The organism is Pelomonas sp. KK5 (assembly GCF_001984095.1).
GTDB lineage: Bacteria > Pseudomonadota > Gammaproteobacteria > Burkholderiales > Burkholderiaceae_C > KK5.
In genome coordinates this window covers 1-17,299 of the sequence record NZ_LYVQ01000066.1, presented here as the reverse complement: position 1 = coordinate 17,299, position 17,299 = coordinate 1, and the positions used below count along the sequence as shown (strand labels likewise).

Here is a 17,299-nt window from a genome sequence, read left to right as displayed (position 1 = left end):
TTCAAACGTGCAACAGCAGGTGTTCCCGCTCCCAGGGCGAGATCACCTTCATGAATTCCGCGTACTCGATCTCCTTGATCTCCGAATACACGGTGATGAAGGAGCCGCCCAGCACCTCGGCCAGGTCCTTCTCCGCCCGCAGCAGTTCGAGCGCCTCGCCGAGGCTGCGCGGGAGCTGGAAGTCGCCTAGGTAGGCATCGCCCTTGCACTCCGGCCCGGGCTCGATCCGGTTCCTGATGCCCAGGTAGCCACAGGCCAGCGTGGCGGCCAGGGCCACGTAGGGGTTGGCATCGGCGCCGATGACGCGGTTCTCGATGCGGCGCGCCACCGGCTCGGCCACCGGCGAGCGGATGCCGACCGTGCGGTTGTCCGTGCCCCACTGGATGTTGATCGGCGCGGCGGTGTGGCGCGACAGTCGCCTGTAGCTGTTCACATAGGGCGCGAACAGGGCCATGGCGGCCGGGATGTATTTCTGCAGCCCGCCGATGTACCAGAAGAACTCCTGGCTGGGTGAGCCGTCCTCGTTGCTGAAGAGATTGCGGCCGGTGGCCTTGTTGACGATGCTCTGGTGCACGTGCATGGCGCTGCCCGGCTCGCCGGCGATCGGCTTGGCCATGAAGGTGGCGAACATGTCGTGGCGCAGCGCCGCCTCGCGCACCGTGCGCTTGAAGAAGAAGACCTCGTCGGCCAGGCCCAGCGGGTGGTCGTGGAAGAAGTTGATCTCCATCTGCCCGGCGCCGACCTCGTGGATCAGCGTGTCCACGTTCAGCTCCATCTTGGCGCAGTAGTCGTAGACATCCTCGAACAGCGGATCGAACTCGTTCACCGCGTCGATGGAGTAAGCCTGGCGCGAGGTCTCCGCCCGGCCGCTGCGGCCCACCGGGGGCTTGAGCGGCATGTCCGGATCGGTGTTGCGGGCCACCAGATAGAATTCCAGCTCCGGCGCCACCACCGGCGCCCAGCCCTGCGCATCGAAGAGATTGCAGACCCGCCGCAGCACCGACCGCGGCGCGAAGGGCACGAGCCTGCCCTCGCGGTCGAAGCAGTCATGGATGATCTGCGCGGTCGGGTCGCTGGCCCAGGGCACGAGGCGGGCCGTGGTGGGATCGGCGCGCAGGTGCATGTCGTGGTCGGTCGGGCTGATGACGTCGTAGTAGGCGCCTTCCTTGGGCAGCTCGCCGGTGACGCCCATCGCCACCACCGCCTCGGGCAGGCGCATGCCGCGGTCCTCGGTGAACTTCTCGCGCGGCAGGATCTTGCCCCGGGCCACGCCGGTGAGGTCGGGCACCAGGCACTCGATCTCGGTGACGCCGTGGTTACGGAACCACTGTTCCAGGTCGTTGAAGTTGAAGTCGTTTCTGTCGGTCATGAAGGTCTCGATCGCTCGATGGATCTTTCAGGCGGGCACGCTCGCGCCTGCCGGGCCTGGCGGCTGTCGCTACGGAAAGCGCAGGGATCGATCGGACCTATATCTCCGGGTCGCAGGCGGCGTCGCGCACGAGGTCGCGGTAGTCGGCGCAGGCCTGGCCGAAGGCGCGCAGCAGCGCCATCGAGACCGGATTGCCGGCGGCCTGCCACTCGGGATGCCATTGCACGAACAGCGCGAAGCCCGGGCCCGCCGCGCTGAAGGCCTCGACCAGCCCGTCGGGCGCGGTCGCCTCCACGCGCAGGCCTGGCGCCAGGCGCCGGATGCCCTGGCCGTGCAGCGAGTTGACCCGGAAGCTCTCGCGCCCGAGGACCGCCTCCAGGCATCCGCCCGGCGAGACCCGCACCTCGTGCCGGGCGGCGTATTGCGCCTCCGTCGGCTCGCCGTCCTGCTCGCGGTGGTCCTGCAGGCCGGGCTGCTCCTGCACCGCCTGGTGAAGGTCCCCGCCCAGCGCCACATTGGCTTCCTGGAAGCCACGGCAGATGCCCAGCAGCGGCAGGCCCCGCGCCAGCGCCTTGCGCACGAGAGGCAGGGTCCAGGCGTCGCGCTCGGGGTCCAGCGGCTGCGAGGCGTCAAGCACCGCCTCGCCGAAATGGCTCGGGTGCACATTGCTGCGCGAGCCGGTCAGCAGCACGCCGTCGGCCTGGTCCAGCCACTCGTCGACCTCCTCCGGCGGGGCCGAGGGAACGACCACCGGCAGGCCGCCGGCCAGGCGCACCGCATCGATGTACTTCCTGCCGACCATGTGGAAGGGGTGCTCGCCGAAGGGGCGGTTGCAGGCCGGCACGAGAACGCGGGGCTTCTTCATCATCGTCGTCGTCATGCGGCCCGTTTCAAGGCCTGGCGCAGCGTGTCGATGAGGCGGTCGATCTGGGCGCGCTCGATGATCAGCGGCGGGCTCAGCGCGATGGTGTCACCCGTCGTGCGGATCAGCACGCCCTGCTCCCAGCAGTCGAGGAAGACCTTGAAGGCGCGCCTGGCCGGCTCGCCCGGCAACGGCGCCAGCTCGACCCCGCCGACCAAGCCCAGGTTGCGCACGTCGATCACATGGGGCAGGCCCTTGAGCGAATGCAGGCCCTCGGCGAAATAGGCCTGGACATCGGCCGCGCGGGTCAGCAGGCCTTCCTCGGCATAGGTGTCCAGCGTGGCCAGCGCCGCGGCGCAGGCCAGCGGGTGGCCGGAGTAGGTGTAGCCGTGGAAGAGCTCGATCGCATGCTCGGGCCCGGTCATGAAGGTGTCGTGCACGGCCTGGCTCGCGAACACCGCGCCCATGGGCACGCAGCCGTTGGTCAGGCCCTTGGCGAGGGTCATCAGGTCCGGCGTGACGCCGAAGGTCTGCGCCGCGAAGGGCTGGCCGGTGCGGCCGAAGCCGGTGATCACCTCGTCGAAGATCAGCAGGATGCCGTGCCGATCGCAAATCTCGCGCAGGCGCTGCAGGTAGCCCAGCGGCGGGACCAGCACGCCGGTCGAGCCGGCCACGGGCTCGACGATCACGGCGGCAATCGTCGATGCATCGTGCAGAGCGATGACGCGCTCCAGGTCGTCCGCGAAGTCCGCGCCGTGCGCCGGCTGGCCGACGGAGAAGGCATTGCGCGCCGGGTCGTGCGTGTGGCGGATGTGGTCCACGCCGCCCAGCATCGGGCCGAACATCCGGCGGTTGCCACTGATGCCGCCCACCGAGATGCCGCCGAAGTTCACGCCGTGGTAGCCGCGCTCGCGGCCGATCAGGCGGGTGCGCGAGCCTTCGCCGCGCACGCGGTGGTAGGCGATCGCCATCTTCAGCGCCGTCTCCACCGACTCAGAACCGGAGTTCGTGTAGAAGACCTTGCTCAGCCCCTGCGGCGCCAGCGCCACCAGGCGCTCGGCCAGCTCGAAGGCCTTGGGGTGGCCCATCTGGAAGGGCGGCGCGTAGTCCAGCTCGGCGGCCTGCTGCTGGATCGCCTGCACGATGCGCGGCCGGTTGTGCCCGGCGTTCACGCACCACAGGCCGGCCACGCCGTCGAGCACGGGGCGGCCGCCGTCGTCCTGGTAGTACATGCCGTCGGCGCGCGTCAGCATGCGCGGGGCTTTCTTGAACTGGCGATTGGCCGTGAAGGGCATCCAGTAGGCGTCGAGATTGGTGTGCGCGTCCATGCCGGAAGTCTAGGCAGACCGGCGCGCAATGTGCTTGCGCTTCGATGCGTGGAAAACCCCTTGTTGCGCAGCTAAGTGCGAGAATCTTCTGATTCTTCAACCGAATATTCGATCCATGGCCTCAACAGTGCAACTCGATGCGATCGACCGGGCCATCCTGAAGGCCCTGCAGGCCAATGGCCGGCTGACCAATGTGGAGCTGGCCCAGCAGGTGCACCTGTCACCGTCGGCCTGCCTGCGGCGGGTCAAGCATCTGGAGGACAGCGGGGTCATCGCCGGCTATGTCGCCCTGGTCAATCCGAAGGCGGTGGGCAAGCAGGGCAGCAGCTACACCATCATCAATCTGGAGCGCATGACCACCCAGGCGCTGGAGAACTTCGAGCGCGCGGTGCTGGCCAGCCCCGAGGTGCTCGATTGCTTCTACGTGGCCGGCAACAACGACTACCTGATCCGCTTCGCTTACGGAGACGCGGAGGATCTCGAGCGCTTCCACACCCAGGTGCTGATGCAACTGCCGGAGATCGCGCGGGCCAATTCGATGCTCGTGCTGCGGACGATCAAGCGGACGACTGCATTCGAAATCTGAGGGGCCCACCAACTCGCGAAGCTGCGCGTCGTCCAGCAGGCTGATTTCCGATGCCGGCGCTTCCCACTCACCCAAATCCGCCGCTCCTGCTTGGCTACCCTCGGCTTTCCACAATGCGGGAGTTGTCCGACGGACTTTGTTTCCCGGAGTCAAAGGCTCGCCCTAACGCTTGAATTCAGCGTATCTTCCTGACTCGAAACTTACGTCTCACGGAGCCGTATCGTGACGCTGAAGCAACTCGCCCAGATCCGCCGCTGGCTGCGCCTGCATGGCTGCCGGCATCCGCTCGAACTGCAGGTCTGGGACCTGGTGCTGACCGCCTGGGTGATGGCGCTGATGGCCACGCCGGTCTCGATGCTGATCGACGAGCTGGGCCTGCTGCCGCTGTGCCTCACCGGCTTCCTGCTGCCCAGTGCCTACGCCGCGCTGCGCCGGCGGCTGCACCGGGCCGGCCGGCTGCGCTGCGACTGGCTGACCGCCTTGTGAGACACCCCGGCGATGCATCCCCGGGTAAGCCCGGGTTGAGAAATATTTCGCAGAAATAGAATGGCGCAAAATTAAACGGAGCCGCGCACCCTGGCCCAGGGTGACGATGTCTCCCGCGACCAGGAGACAACCGTCGCATGACGCGCCTGAGTTCCCGCCATATCTCGCAGCTGCACCTGTACCGGGTGCTGCATGCCGTACGCCGCAATGATGCACCGATGTCGCGTGGCGAGATCGGCGCCTCCACCGGCCTGAGCCAGCCCGCCGTCTCGTCGCTGACGCGCCGGCTGCTGGAGAACGGCGCCCTGGTCGAGGTGGGCGCCCGCCCCTCCGCCGGCGGCGGCCGCAAGGAGCGCGAGCTGGCGCTGAACTCCGACTTCGTCTGGGTGGTCGGCGTCAACATCTCGCTGTTCCAGCTGACCGTCACGCTGACCGATTTCGCCGGCGCGGTGCGCGCCACCCGCAACGCGCCGCTGGAGACGCCGATGACCAAGGCCGCGCTGGTGCGGCGCGTGGTGCGCGAGGTGCGGGCCTGCCTGGTCGACCTGGGCGGCGTCACGCTGGCCGGCATCGGCGTGGCGCTGCCGGGCTTCGTCGACTCGCTCGGCGACCTGGTGCACTGGTCGGCGGTGTTCAGTGGCAGCGGGCGGGCGGCGGGGCTGTCGGAAGCGATCGCCGCGGAGCTGGGCGTGCCGGTCTTCATCGAGAACGAGGCCAAGATCCGGGCGCTGGCCGAGCAGTGGTTCGGCCGCGCCGCGCGCTCCACCCATGCCGCGGTGATCACGCTGGACCAGGGCCTGGGCGTCGGCCTGATCCTCGGCGGCGAGCTGTACCGCGGCCGCGCCGGCCTGGCCGGGGAGATGGGCCATGTGCAGATCGTGGCCGGCGGCCGGCCCTGCCACTGCGGCAAGCGGGGCTGCCTGGAGGCCTATGTGGCGCACTACGCGGTGGTCGAGCAGGGGCGCGAGGCCGGCCTGCTCCCCGCGAGCCGGCCGCTGTTGCCGCAGGACATCGAGCCCACCTACACCCGGCTCGCCGAAACCGGCCGCCGTGGCGGGGCGAAGGCGCGCGCGATCTTCGAACGCCAGGGCCGGCTGCTGGGCACATGGCTGGGCAACCTGATCAACCTGCTGGCGCTGCAGCTGGTGATCGTGGACGGCGGCCAGCACCTCGCCATCGAGCTGCTGGAAGGGCCGCTGCGCGAGGCGCTCGACGAGGCGCTCGCCCTGCCCCACCGCGGCAAGGTGCCGGTGCTGATCGACCACGAGGGCGGCGAGGCCTGGGCCCGCGGCGCGGCGGCGCTGGTGCTGCAGCGGCTGGACGAATCGGCCGAGGTGATGAACATCGCCTCGCGCCATGGCGACGACCTGAACACGACGACAACCCCGGCGGCGAGACGGGCCGCAGCTTGAGGCAGTGAGTTGTACAGCCGTGCCCGGCCACCGCTCTGGCCGGCACGCTCGATGACCAACCCAGGAGACATGTCCATCATGAAGCTCGTTCACAAGATCCTCGCCACCGCCCTGCTGGGCGCCTTCACCACGATCGCCTCGGCCCAGGTCGTCGGCGTCAGCTGGTCCAACTTCCAGGAGGAGCGCTGGAAGACCGACGAGGCCGCCATCAAGGCCGAGCTGGCCAAGCTCGGCGCCAGCTACGTCAGCGCCGATGCCGGCGGCTCGCCCGAGAAGCAGCTGGCCGACGTGGACGGCCTGATCGCGAAGGGCGCCAAGGCGCTGATCATCCTGGCCATGGACAAGGACGCGATCCTGCCCGCGCTGGCCAAGGCCAAGGCCAAGGGCCTGCCGGTGGTGGCCTATGACCGCCTGATCGAGGCGCCCGGCGTCTTCTACATCACCTTCGACAACAAGGAAGTCGGCCGCGAGCAGGCGCGCGGCGTGTTCAAGGTGAAGCAGAAGGGCAACTTCGTCTTCATCAAGGGCTCGCCGACCGACCCGAACGCCAACTTCCTGCGCGACGGCCAGGGCGAGGTGCTGGCGGCGGCCATCAAGAGCGGGGACATCAAGGTCGTCGGCGAGGAATACACCGAAGGCTGGAAGCCCGAGGTGGCGCAGAAGAACATGGAGCAGATCCTGACCAAGAACGGCGGCAAGGTCGACGCGGTGGTGGCCTCCAACGACGGCACCGCCGGCGGCGTGATCGCGGCGCTCTCGGCCAAGGGCATCAAGGGCGTGCCGGTCTCCGGCCAGGACGGCGACCACGCCGCGCTGAACCGCATCGCGCTGGGCTCGCAGACGGTGTCCGTCTGGAAGGACGCGCGCGAACTCGGCAAGGAAGCCGCCTCGGCTGCCGTCTCGCTGGCCAAGGGCCAGAAGGTGGCCGGCGCGGTGAGCTGGGACGGCGGCGAGAAGAAGGTCAAGCTCGACTCCAAGTTCCTGAAGCCGGTGTCCATCACCAAGGACAACCTGGATACGGTGATCAAGGCCGGCTGGATCTCGAAGGACGAGGTATGCAAGGGTGTCGACAAGGCCGGCGGCCCGGCCGCCTGCAAGTAAACGACCCGTCCACTAACTGCTGAACCGAGCGGAGCCGTTCCGGCTCCGCTCGCCACCTCATGAACGCCAAGTACCAGATCTCCGCACTTGACCTGAGGCTGACGCTGATGGCGGCCGTACTGGCCGTGATGGCCGTGGTCTTCCACCTGGCCACCGGCACCTTCCTGACGCCGGAGAACCTCTACAACATCGCCCAGCAGACGGCCGTCGTCGGCATCGTCGCCACCGCGATCACGCTGGTGATCGTGGCGCGGCAGATCGACCTGTCGGTCGGCTCGGTGCTGGGCTGCGTCGGCGTGCTGATCGCCTTCCTGATGTACAGCAAGGGCTGGAGCTGGCCGGCGGCCTCGCTGGCCGGGCTGGCGCTCTCGCTGGCCGTCGGGCTGTACCAGGGCTGGCTGACGGCGGGGCTGGGCGTGCCCTCCTTCGTCGTCACGCTGGGCGGGCTGATGTCCTTCCGCGGCGCAGCCTTCCTCGTCGCCGACGGCAAGACCCAGCCGGTCACCGACGAGGCCTTCCTGGCGCTGGGCGGTGGACTGGACGGCGCGCTCGGGCCCCGCTTGAGCTGGGCGTTAGGGGCGGTGCTGGTCGTGCTGCTGGTGTGGAGCAGCCTGGCGCGGCGCGCCCGCAAGCGCAAACACGGTTTCCCGCTGCGCCCGCTGGGCTTCGACCTCGCGCTGATGGCGGGCTTCTCACTGCTGGTGCTGGGCTTCGTCGCGGTGATGAACGCCTACAAGCTCGACAGCAAGCCCGAGCCGCAGGGCGTGCCGATCCCGGTGCTGATCTGGGGCGTCGTGGTCTTCGGCATCAGCTTCATCGCGCGGCGCACCCGCTTCGGCCGCTATGTGTTCGCCATCGGCGGCAACCCGGAAGCGGCGGCGCTGGTGGGCATCCCGGTCAAGCGGGTGACGATCAAGCTGTTCCTGCTGCTGTCGGCCATGATCACCGTGGCGGCGATCGTGGCGGTGGCGCGGCTCAATGCCGGCACCAACTCGCTGGGCACCAGCATGGAGCTGTACGTGATCGCGGCGGCCGTGATCGGCGGCGTGGCGCTGTCGGGCGGCAGCGGCACGGTGCTGGGCTCGGTGCTGGGTGCGCTGATGATCCAGTTCCTGGACAGCGGCATGCTGCTGATGGACGTCAGCATCGGCAGCCGCTACGTGATCATTGGCCAGGTGCTGATCGCGGCGGTTGCTTTTGATGTGCTGTACAGGCGCTGGACGGGAGAACGGATCACATGACGGCGCCTTTGATCGAGATCGACAAGGTCCACAAGTCCTTCGGCGGCGTGCATGCGGTCGAGGACGTCAGCCTGCAACTGCATCCCGGCGAAGTGCTGGCCGTGCTGGGCCACAACGGCGCCGGCAAGTCCACGCTGATGAAGATGCTGGCCGGTGCCTACCCGATCGACAGCGGCGAGGTCCGCGTCGCCGGCGACGTGGCGAAGATCGCATCGCCGGCCGATTCGCAGGCGCTGGGCATCGAGACCATCTACCAGACGCTGGCGCTGGCCGACAACCTCGACGCCGTCTCCAACCTGTTTCTCGGCCGCGAGCTGCTGACCCGCTTCGGCCTGCTCGACGACGACCGCATGGAGCAGGCGGCACGCGAGACCTTCCAGCGCCTGAACCCTAACTTCAAGAACATCCGCGTGCCGGTGCGCTCGCTGTCGGGCGGCCAGCGCCAGGTGGTGGCGATCTCCCGCGCGCTGTACTTCAAGGCCCGCGTGCTGATCATGGACGAGCCCTGCGCGGCCCTCGGGCCCGAGGAGACGCGCATGGTCCACGAACTGGTGCGGCGGCTGAAGGCCGACGGCGTCGGCATCTTCCTGATCACCCACGACATGCCCGACGTGTTCGGCCTGTCCGACCGGCTGGCGGTGATGAAGAACGGGAAGCTGGTCGGCTGCTACCGCACCGCCGACGTCACCGAAGACGAGGTGCTGGCGATGATCATCGGCGGCAAGCCGGTGGCGCGGGTGGCGCAGTGGCGGGCGGGCTGACATCGAGGGCGATAAGATCGCCGTCAGCAGTACCCGAGGAGTGCCCCATGTCCGAATCCCTTGCCACGCTGGAAACCGCCGCGCTGGAGTTGACGCCACGTGAGCGCGTGCAACTGGCTGATCGTCTGCTGGCCAGTGTCGGCACGGACGGCGACGTCGAGGCGGCATGGGCAGAGGAGATCGAGGGGCGCCTGCTCGATGTCGAGGGTGGCACTGTTGAACTCGTGCTGCTGGAAACGGCCTTGAACCGGGCACGTCAGGCCCTGGCGTGAAGGTCTCCCTCGTTCCGCAAGCGGAGCGGGATCTGATCGGCGGCGCCCAATACTACGCACGCGCCGCCGGCGCCGAACTCGGACATGCCTTCATCGCCGAGTTCGAGCGCAGCACCTCGCTCCTGGCTCAGGAACCGCTGCTTGGTGCGCCCTGGCGCGGAGCGGTACGCCGGTTGCCCATGCGCCGCTTCCCCTATAGCGTCGTCTACACCATCGTCGCCGACGAGCTTCGCGTACTCGCCGTGGCGCATCAGCGGCGCAAGCCAGGGTTCTGGATCCGTCGGCGCTAATTTGCTCTCAGTGCACCAGCCCGAGGAACTCGCCCGACTGCTCGAACTCCGCGAACAGGTCGATCGACAGTTCGCGCAGCGAGGCGCTGCCGGAGCCGAAGCCGGCGGCCAGGCGCTCGTAGGCGTAGGCCCGGTCGTAGATCATGCGGGTGGGTTCGAGCTCCATGCCGGCCGCGAACATCAGCGCATGCAGGCGCTGCAGCCGGGCGCCGTCCACCGGGGCGACGATCGGCGAATCCAGCAGCTGCGGGAGTGCGGGTTCGCGGACGGCGGCGGTGGGGTGCAGTGCAACGATCATGACAGGCCTCTTGCAGGAGGCCCCATGATGGCGGGCGGGGCAAAAACTTAAATCGGAATAAGGCGGGGATTCAGCCGCTTATTCAATTCAAGTCTTGCGGCTGGCCATTTGGTCACCCGCTTATTCGGCTCAAGTTCGTCAACTCAAGTCTCGGGCTGGCCGTGGATCGCCGGCCCGGTCGTCTCGATGAACTCGCCCAGCTTGCCGCACCATTCGGCGGCGCTCGCTTCCAGTTCGTCCAGCGACAGGATCTCCACGCCGGCATCGGCCAGCATCTTGTCCGCCGCCTGGTGCTGCGCCGCCTGGTGCGCCTTCTTGTCCATGTAGACGACGCGGCGGATGCCCACCTGGATGATGGACTGCACGCAGCGCGGGCAGGGGTACTGCGTCGCGTAGATGGTGCTGCCGGTCAGCGGTAGCACGACGCAGTTGAGGATGGCGTTGACCTCGGCGTGGACGATGTAGCTGTGGCGCGAGCGCAGCGGGTTGTCGTCCTCGTCGGCCCAGTAGCTCTCGTCGCTGTCGTCGCAGCCGCGCGGCAGGCCGTTGTAGCCGACGCCGAGGATCTTGTTGTCGGCACTGGCGATGCAGGCGCCGTTGCGCTTGCGGCCGTCCTTGGAGCGGGCGGCGGCCAGCAGGGCGACGCCCATGAACATCGAGTGCCAGTGGATCAGGGGAGTGTTCTGCATGGTCCGCGCATTCTCGCCGGATCACGCAGAACGGATTCAGCCCCTGCGACGGCGGGCGCTCGCGGCCAGGCCGATCAGCGCGACGCCGACCAGCGCCAGCGAGGCCGGTTCCGGCACGTTGCGCACGTCCACCAGGATCGAGGTGCTGCCCGCAACGCTGCCGGTGAACATGTTCACCGCTTCGAGGACCACGCTGTAGTCGCCCGTCCGCGTCGGGTTGAAGCTGTAGCCGCCCAGCAGCTCGAGCGAGGCGGCGCCGAGGTTCCAGGAATCCTGCGAGTTGGCGCCGAGGTAGAAGGTCTTGAAGTTCTCGCCCGCGCTCGGGTCGACGTCCACCAGCAGCTTGTAGACGTACGGGTTGCTCGACGTGGCGCCGCCGATGTAGAAGTCCAGGTTCCAGGTGGCCAGCTGGTCGAGGATGGACAGCGGGCTGGTCTTGTCCACGCCGGCCGTGGCGTAGAACACGCCGGCGCCGTTGTTGCTGACGCTCGGCTGGTTGGCGTAGCGGGAGGTCGCGGTCAGGCCCAGCGTGATCGTGCCGGTGCTCTGGCCGATCAGGTTGCGGCCGGTGAAGGTGTCGATGGCGACGGCCTTGTTCGAGATGCCGGTGCCGCCGAAGGTGGCGGCCGACAGCGTGCCGAAGGTGTCGTAGGCCGGGGTCAGCGAGGCGGAGGCGCTCAGCGAGGCGGTGGCCAGGGCGGCCGCGGTCAGGAATTTGTTCATGCGTCCATCGACGCAAGCCCCGGGCCAGCGGCGCCCCCGCGACCCGGCGTTTTCCCGTCGGCTCAGGCACTTAGCTAACGCTAAGTTTCAACTGACCGCGGAGCCTGAGGCAGGCGGTGTCAACAATCCCGACACCGCGCGGCAAGACCTGACCCCGTATCCGCGGGGGGGGCTGATCAGCGGCGGCCCGCCGCGGTCACGCCCTTGTTGGCCAGCGCGTCGGCGCGCTCGTTGCCCGGGTCGCCGGCATGGCCCTTGACCCAGCGCCAGTCCACCCGGTGCAGCTTGGCCAGCGCCTGCAGGCGCTGCCACAGCTCGGCGTTCTTGACCGGCTTGCCGTCGGCCGTCCTCCAGCCGCGGCGCTGCCAGCCGGAGATCCACTCGGTCATGCCCTTGCGGACGTACTCGCTGTCGGTGTAGATGATGACGTCGCAGCTGCGCTTGAGCGAAGCGAGCGCCTCGATCGGCGCGGTCAGCTCCATGCGGTTGTTGGTCGTGCCGGGCTCGCCGCCGAACAGTTCCTTCTCGTGGCCGCCGGCACTGAGCCAGGCGCCCCAGCCGCCGGGGCCCGGGTTGCCCTTGCAGGCGCCGTCGGTGTAGATGGTGACCTGCGGGCGGGCGATCTTCACCGCGGGTGGGGATACTGCTTCGTCACTCATGGCTGCTTACTTCTTGTTCTGCTGTCGTTGATGCAAGGCCACCGCCGGGGCGGCCTTGGGAGAGAGTTTCTGCTGGCGGGCCAGGCCGACCATGCGCATGCCGTGCACCCGCTTGACCGAGACGATGAAGTACACCGCGCCCAGCACCGGCCACCAGCGCTGGCCGATGCGCTCGATCCAGTGCCAGCGCGCCAGCCATTTGGCCGAGCGCAGCGGCGGCGCGTAGATGCCGAAGCGCGCGCGGTCCACGTCGAAGTTCAGGAGGCGCAGCCAGTCGCGCAGGCGCCAGTAGCCGATGCGGTCGTTCTCGCGCGGGAGATAGCCGGGCCGGGCCTTGCTGCGCCCCCGCAAGAGGCCGAGATTCTGCCTCAGCCCCCAGAAGCTGGCCGGGTTCAGGCCGAGGATCACCAGCCGCCCCTCGGGCCGCAGCACCCGCTCGACCTCGCGCAGCGTCTGGTGCGGGTCGCGCGCCAGCTCCAGCGTGTGCGGCATCACCACCAGGTCCAGCGAGGCGGCCTCGAAGGGCAGTTCGTCGAATTCGCACAGCAGGGCCACGGCCTGCGTGGCGCCCGCAGCCGGCGCGCCGTCCAGCGCCAGCCAGCGATGCGGCATGCGGTTGGCCGCCAGGCCGCCAAGCTCGGGCAGGCCCAGCTGCAGCGCATGGAAGCCGAACAGGTCGGCCACCGCGCCGTCCAGCTGCGCCTGCTCCCAGGCCAGCAGGTACTGGCCCGGCGGGGTCTGCAGCCATTCGGCCAACTCTATAATCGAAGCTTCGCGTGTCATGGCACTCGCTGTACAAACCCACCACAGCTGCATGGACCTGATCGCCGTCGCTGCGTTCACCGACAACTACATCTGGATGCTGCACGACGGCGGCGACGCGATCGTCGTCGACCCGGGCGATGCGGCGCCGGTGATCGAAGCGCTGGACCGCCTCCGGTTGCGCCTTGCCGGCATTCTAGTGACGCACCACCACGGCGACCATGTCGGGGGCATCGAAGGGCTGCGTTCGCGGCTGCAGGGCCCGGTCCACGGCCCGGCGCGCGAGGCCATCCCCCAGCCCTTCGTCCCGCATGCCCACGGCGAGACGCTGGACCTGCTGGCGCTGAGGTTCAGCGTCATCGACGTGCCCGGCCATACCGCCGGCCATATCGCCTACTACGCGGAGCCGCCGGGCCAGGCCCCGCTGCTGTTCTGCGGCGACACGCTCTTCAGCGGCGGCTGCGGCCGCCTGTTCGAGGGCACGCCCGCGCAGATGCACACCTCGCTGCAGGCACTGGCCGCGCTGCCCGGCAACACCCGCGTCTGCTGCGCGCACGAGTACACGCTGTCCAACCTGCGTTTCGCGCAGGCCGTCGAACCCGCCAACGCCGAGCTCCAGCGCTATCGCGACTGGTGCGAGGCGCGGCGGGCCTCCCACCAGCCCACCCTGCCCTCCAGCATCGCGCTGGAGCGCCAGATCAATCCATTCCTGCGCTGCAGCGAGCCCGCCGTCCAGGCCGCCGCCCATGCGCAGGAGCCCACCCTCGCCGCCAACGACCCGGTCGCCGTACTGGGCCGCCTGCGGCAGTGGAAGAACGAATTCCGATGAGCGTCCGCCAACAAGCCCCACGCAAGACCCGACCCCTGATCACCGTCATCGCCCTCGCGGCCGCCCTCGCTGGCTGCGCCACGGCACCGGCGCCACAGGACGACAAGGTCTCCACCCTCACCCCGCCGGCAACGACCGCGGCCGTGGCCACGCCCGTGCCGGCCACGCCCGCCGCACCGGCCAGCCCCCTGCCCGAGCCGAGCGTCGCCGAGTTGCGCGCTGACGCCGCCACGCTGCTGGAAGACAGCCTGCGCCCCGGCGTCAAGGTGGACCTGGCGGCGCCCGAGATGGACCTGTGGGCCCGCCTGCGCGGCGGCTTCGCGATGCCGGAGCTGGACAACGAGGGCGTGCGCAAGGCCGAGGCCTGGTACAGCGCCCGGCCCGACTACGTGCAGCGCATGACCACCCGCGGCAGCCGCTACCTGTTCCACATCCTCGAGGAGGTGGAGAAGCGCGGCATGCCCAGCGAGATGGCCCTGCTGCCCTTCGTCGAGAGCGCCTACAACCCGCAGGCGCAGTCGGTGGCCAAGGCCTCGGGCATGTGGCAGTTCGTGCCCGCCACGGGCCGCGACTACGCGCTCAAGCAGAACATCTTCCGCGACGACCGCCGCGACGTGCTGGCCTCCACCCGCGCCGCGCTGGACTACCTGAACCGCCTGCACGACATGTTCGGCGACTGGCAGCTCGCGCTGGCCGCCTACAACTGGGGCCAGGGCAATGTGCAGAAGGCGATCGCGAAGAACCAGCGCCTGGGCCTGCCGACGGACTACGAGAGCCTGTCGATGCCCGACGAGACCCGCTACTACATCCCGAAGCTGCAGGCGGTGAAGAACATCGTGATGACGCCGGAGGCCTTCAAGCTCTCGCTGCCGGCGCTGTCCAACCACCCGTACTTCCTGTCGGTGGCCATCGAGCGCGACATGGACGTGGACGTGGCCGCGCGCCTGGCCGGCCTCAGCGTGGACGAGTTCAAGCAGTTCAATCCGCAGATGAACAAGCCGGTGATCCTGGCCGCCGGGACCGAGCGGGTGCTGCTGCCCTACGACAACGCCAGCGCCTTCGCGCTGAACCTGGCCGCCCACAAGGGCCCGCTGGCCACCTGGACCGCCTGGGTCGTGCCGAAGACGATGAAGCCCTCGGAGGCCGCGCAGAAGGTCGGCATGACCGAGGCCGCGCTGCGCGAGATCAACCTGATCCCGCCGAAGATGCTGGTCAAGCAGGGCTCCACGCTGCTGGTGCCGCGCGCCGCGCACCGCAAGGAAGACGTTTCCGAGCAGCTGGCCGAGAACGCCAGCATGAGCTTCGCGCCGGACCTGCCGCCGCTGCGCCGGGTCAACGTCAAGGCGAAGAAGGGCGATACCGTCGCCAGCATCGCCGCCCGCTACCGCGTGGGCGCGGCCCAGCTGGCGCAGTGGAACAAGGTCGGCGCCAAGGCGGCGTTCAAGCCCGGGCAGACGGTGCTGGTCTACGCGAGCTTCGCCGGCGGCGAGCCGGCAACGGCGAAGAAGAAGCCGTCCACGACCACCGCCCGCAAGCCCGCCGGCAAGACCCGCGGCCTCGCGACCGCGGCGCCGAAGCGCCCGGTGCAGACCGTCTCGCGCCGCTGATCCGGCGTCAGAAGAACATCGCTGCGCAGCAGGCTACGCCCAGCGCCCAGATGGCCGAGCGCGGCGTGCCCTTGCCGGCGATATAAACGCCGATGTAGGCCAGGCGCAGCGCGATGAAGGCCATCGCCAGCGCGTCGGTGCGGCCCTGCGGCGCCTGCATCTGCTGGGCCGCCAGCACGCCGGCGATGAACAGCGGCAGCGCCTCGAAGCTGTTGGCCTGGGCCGCATTGGCGCGGGCGCGCCAGCCGGACAGGCCGGCCATGAAGCCGCGCGGGTTGCGGTTGTCGTATGTTCGCTCGGCGAAGCCCTTGGACTTGGCCAGCGCCGCGCAGGCGACCGGCAGCGCGCAGGCGACGAGGATGCAGAGGTTGGCGATGGTCATCGGCCGGGTCTCCGTTCTGGTAACTCGTTATGTCAACGGCGGTCGACGAGCGCGTGGGCGATCGTCCCGAGATCCACGTACTCCAGCTCGCTGCCCACCGGCACGCCGCGCGCCAGCCGCGTGACCTTGGCCGTGCCGCGGGCGCGCAGCGCCTCGGCCAGCACATGGGCGGTGGCCTCGCCTTCGGCGGTGAAGCTGCTGGCGAGGATCACCTCCTCGACGCCGTCGGCCGCCCGCTGCAGCAGCTCGGCCGCGCCGACCTCGCGCACGCCGATGCCGTCCAGCGGGCTGACCCGCCCCAGCAGCACGAAGTAGTAGCCGCGATAGGAGCCGGTGCGCTCCAGCGCGGCCTGGTCGGCGGGCGTCTCCACGACGCAGAGCAGCCGCCGGTCGCGGCTCTCGTCCGCGCAGATCGGGCACAGCGCCGCCTCGCTGAAGGTGTGGCAGCGCTCGCAGTGGCCGATGGAGGCCGAAGCCGCCGTCAGCGCCCGGGCCAGTTCGCCCGCGCCGCCGCGGTCGTGCTGCAGCAGGTGGTAAGCCATGCGCTGGGCCGACTTCTGCCCCACGCCGGGGAGGCGCTTGAGCGCCTCGATCAGTTGCTCAAGGGCGCTCAAAAGGGGAATTTCATGCCGGGCGGCATGGGCATGCCGGCCGTCAGCTTGCCCATCTTCTCGCTGCTGACTGCTTCAGCGCGGCGCACCGCGTCGTTGAAGGCGGCGGCCACCAGGTCCTCCAGCATGTCCTTGTCATCGGCCAGCAGGCTGGGGTCGATGGTGACGCGCTTGACGTCGTTCTTGCAGGTCATCACGACCTTCACCAGGCCGGCGCCGGACTGGCCCTCGACCTCGATCGAGGCGAGCTCTTCCTGCGCCTTCTTCAGGTTGTCCTGCATCGCTTGTGCCTGCTTCATCAGGCCGGCGAGTTGACCCTTCATCATGTTCCGTACTCCTAGAAAAAATCAGTCAGTGAACGTGCCGGATCGAACCGGGCACGATGCGGGCCGTCTTGAACTGGGCCATCAGTTGCTGGGCCACCGGGTCCTCGACGACGATGCGTTCGATCTCGCGCTGGCGCTGCTGGGCCGCGGCGGCCTCGCGCAGATGCGGGGAATCCTGGGCCACGCCGGCTTCCAGCTCCAGGCGCACCGGGCGCTCCAGCGCCGCGGCCAGCGCCGCCTGCACCTTGTCCTTCAGCGCCGGCTGGCGCAGCGAATCACGCTCGATGCGCAGGCGCCAGACCAGGGTCTCGCCCTCCTCCTCGACGGCCAGGCACTGGGCCTGCATCGCCATCTCGCGGGGCAGCGCGGTCAGGCCCAGCGGCATGATCTGCGCGTGCCAGCGTTCGCCCAGCGGCGTGGGCTCGAAGACCACGTCGGCGCCGGAGGTGGAGGCGTAGAGGCCACCACCGGGGGCGTCGTCGTCGGGCGGAGCGGGATCCTCGCCGCCGGCACGGCCGTCGTCGTCCGGCCCCGCGTCCAGCCAGGGCGGCGGCTCGTCGTCAGGAGCTTCCTCAAGTGCCGGCGGCTCCTCGATCACGATGGCCCGGGGCCGCAGGCGGGCGCTCGGCGCGTCGGGGTCGACGGGGCGGGCGACCGGCGCCGGTGCCGGCGGGAGAACCGGCTCCGGCTCGCGCGCCTCGACGG

General features: G+C 69.3%; 21 protein-coding genes and 1 pseudogene. 10 read left to right on the top strand and 12 right to left on the bottom strand.

The annotated features are described in order from the left end of the window. Position 1 precedes the first annotated feature (1 nt). The 3 genes from B0W88_RS12610 to B0W88_RS12600 all read right to left on the bottom strand — a co-directional run bounded on the left by B0W88_RS12610 (position 2) and on the right by B0W88_RS12600 (position 3,559). Complete coding sequence (locus B0W88_RS12610; protein ID WP_077035008.1) at positions 2 to 1,369, bottom strand: glutamine synthetase family protein; 1,368 nt, start codon at positions 1,367 to 1,369, stop codon at positions 2 to 4. Between the two features lie 97 nt (positions 1,370 to 1,466). Further along, the gene (locus tag B0W88_RS12605; protein ID WP_233151698.1) at positions 1,467 to 2,249 is read right to left on the bottom strand and encodes a gamma-glutamyl-gamma-aminobutyrate hydrolase family protein; all 783 of its coding nucleotides are present in this window, start codon (positions 2,247 to 2,249) and stop codon (positions 1,467 to 1,469) included. Beyond that, on the bottom strand, positions 2,246 to 3,559 hold the full coding sequence (locus tag B0W88_RS12600; protein ID WP_077035007.1) for an aspartate aminotransferase family protein: 1,314 nt from the start codon (positions 3,557 to 3,559) through the stop codon (positions 2,246 to 2,248). The genes B0W88_RS12605 and B0W88_RS12600 overlap by 4 nt, the downstream gene beginning before the upstream one ends. 115 nt (positions 3,560 to 3,674) lie before the next feature. On the opposite strand from B0W88_RS12600, the gene B0W88_RS12595 reads away from it, so the two are divergent. From B0W88_RS12595 to B0W88_RS12560, 8 genes are all read left to right on the top strand, one after another. After that, positions 3,675 to 4,145: an Lrp/AsnC family transcriptional regulator gene (locus tag B0W88_RS12595; protein WP_077035006.1), complete on the top strand. Its 471-nt coding sequence runs from the start codon at positions 3,675 to 3,677 to the stop codon at positions 4,143 to 4,145. 222 nt (positions 4,146 to 4,367) lie between these two features. Next, on the top strand, positions 4,368 to 4,631 hold the full coding sequence (locus tag B0W88_RS12590; RefSeq protein WP_077035005.1) for a hypothetical protein: 264 nt from the start codon (positions 4,368 to 4,370) through the stop codon (positions 4,629 to 4,631). Between the two features lie 137 nt (positions 4,632 to 4,768). Beyond that, positions 4,769 to 6,043: an ROK family transcriptional regulator gene (locus B0W88_RS12585; protein WP_077035004.1), complete on the top strand. Its 1,275-nt coding sequence runs from the start codon at positions 4,769 to 4,771 to the stop codon at positions 6,041 to 6,043. 78 nt (positions 6,044 to 6,121) lie between these two features. Then, on the top strand, positions 6,122 to 7,144 hold the full coding sequence (gene xylF, locus B0W88_RS12580; RefSeq protein WP_077035018.1) for a D-xylose ABC transporter substrate-binding protein: 1,023 nt from the start codon (positions 6,122 to 6,124) through the stop codon (positions 7,142 to 7,144). A gap of 59 nt (positions 7,145 to 7,203) precedes the next feature. Continuing rightward, a complete protein-coding gene (locus tag B0W88_RS12575; protein WP_077035003.1) occupies positions 7,204 to 8,385 on the top strand; it encodes a sugar ABC transporter permease in 1,182 nt (393 codons plus the stop codon). Further along, positions 8,382 to 9,146, top strand: a complete 765-nt coding sequence (locus tag B0W88_RS12570) for an ATP-binding cassette domain-containing protein (protein WP_077035002.1) — start codon at positions 8,382 to 8,384, stop codon at positions 9,144 to 9,146. Before B0W88_RS12575 ends, B0W88_RS12570 begins: the two co-directional genes overlap by 4 nt. Before the next feature lie 47 nt (positions 9,147 to 9,193). Further along, positions 9,194 to 9,418: an addiction module protein gene (locus B0W88_RS12565; RefSeq protein WP_077035001.1), complete on the top strand. Its 225-nt coding sequence runs from the start codon at positions 9,194 to 9,196 to the stop codon at positions 9,416 to 9,418. Next, positions 9,415 to 9,708, top strand: a complete 294-nt coding sequence (locus B0W88_RS12560) for a type II toxin-antitoxin system RelE/ParE family toxin (protein WP_077035000.1) — start codon at positions 9,415 to 9,417, stop codon at positions 9,706 to 9,708. Before B0W88_RS12565 ends, B0W88_RS12560 begins: the two co-directional genes overlap by 4 nt. A 7-nt stretch (positions 9,709 to 9,715) precedes the next feature. On the opposite strand, the gene B0W88_RS12555 is transcribed toward B0W88_RS12560, so the two are convergent. From B0W88_RS12555 to B0W88_RS12535, 5 genes are all read right to left on the bottom strand, one after another. Then, positions 9,716 to 10,006: a hypothetical protein gene (locus B0W88_RS12555; RefSeq protein WP_077034999.1), complete on the bottom strand. Its 291-nt coding sequence runs from the start codon at positions 10,004 to 10,006 to the stop codon at positions 9,716 to 9,718. Between the two features lie 143 nt (positions 10,007 to 10,149). Then, positions 10,150 to 10,695: a dCMP deaminase family protein gene (locus B0W88_RS12550; protein ID WP_077034998.1), complete on the bottom strand. Its 546-nt coding sequence runs from the start codon at positions 10,693 to 10,695 to the stop codon at positions 10,150 to 10,152. Positions 10,696 to 10,731: 36 nt separating this feature from the next. After that, on the bottom strand, positions 10,732 to 11,418 hold the full coding sequence (locus B0W88_RS12545; RefSeq protein ID WP_077034997.1) for a PEP-CTERM sorting domain-containing protein: 687 nt from the start codon (positions 11,416 to 11,418) through the stop codon (positions 10,732 to 10,734). Positions 11,419 to 11,594: 176 nt separating this feature from the next. Further along, entirely contained in the window at positions 11,595 to 12,077 is a 483-nt protein-coding gene (gene rnhA, locus B0W88_RS12540; protein WP_077034996.1) for a ribonuclease HI, read from the bottom strand. Between the two features lie 6 nt (positions 12,078 to 12,083). Beyond that, the gene (locus tag B0W88_RS12535; RefSeq protein WP_077034995.1) at positions 12,084 to 12,860 is read right to left on the bottom strand and encodes a class I SAM-dependent methyltransferase; all 777 of its coding nucleotides are present in this window, start codon (positions 12,858 to 12,860) and stop codon (positions 12,084 to 12,086) included. 31 nt (positions 12,861 to 12,891) lie between these two features. Between B0W88_RS12535 and gloB the strand changes: the two genes are divergently transcribed. Both gloB and B0W88_RS12525 read left to right on the top strand, forming a co-directional pair. Further along, a complete protein-coding gene (gene gloB, locus B0W88_RS12530) occupies positions 12,892 to 13,668 on the top strand; it encodes a hydroxyacylglutathione hydrolase (protein WP_077034994.1) in 777 nt (258 codons plus the stop codon). Further along, positions 13,665 to 15,275: a transglycosylase SLT domain-containing protein gene (locus B0W88_RS12525; protein WP_077034993.1), complete on the top strand. Its 1,611-nt coding sequence runs from the start codon at positions 13,665 to 13,667 to the stop codon at positions 15,273 to 15,275. The genes gloB and B0W88_RS12525 overlap by 4 nt, the downstream gene beginning before the upstream one ends. Positions 15,276 to 15,282: 7 nt before the next feature. Here B0W88_RS12525 and B0W88_RS12520 read toward each other — a convergent pair whose 3' ends face one another. The 4 genes and pseudogenes from B0W88_RS12520 to B0W88_RS12505 all read right to left on the bottom strand — a co-directional run. Continuing rightward, a complete protein-coding gene (locus tag B0W88_RS12520; protein WP_077034992.1) occupies positions 15,283 to 15,657 on the bottom strand; it encodes an MAPEG family protein in 375 nt (124 codons plus the stop codon). 32 nt (positions 15,658 to 15,689) lie between these two features. Then, positions 15,690 to 16,280, bottom strand: a complete 591-nt coding sequence (gene recR, locus B0W88_RS12515) for a recombination mediator RecR (protein ID WP_077034991.1) — start codon at positions 16,278 to 16,280, stop codon at positions 15,690 to 15,692. Then, positions 16,268 to 16,594, bottom strand: coding sequence for a YbaB/EbfC family nucleoid-associated protein (locus B0W88_RS12510; protein ID WP_077034990.1), 327 nt, complete (start codon positions 16,592 to 16,594; stop codon positions 16,268 to 16,270). Before B0W88_RS12510 ends, recR begins: the two co-directional genes overlap by 13 nt. Positions 16,595 to 16,619: 25 nt before the next feature. Further along, positions 16,620 to 17,299: pseudogene (locus B0W88_RS12505) on the bottom strand (DNA polymerase III subunit gamma/tau C-terminal domain-containing protein); the annotation flags it as partial.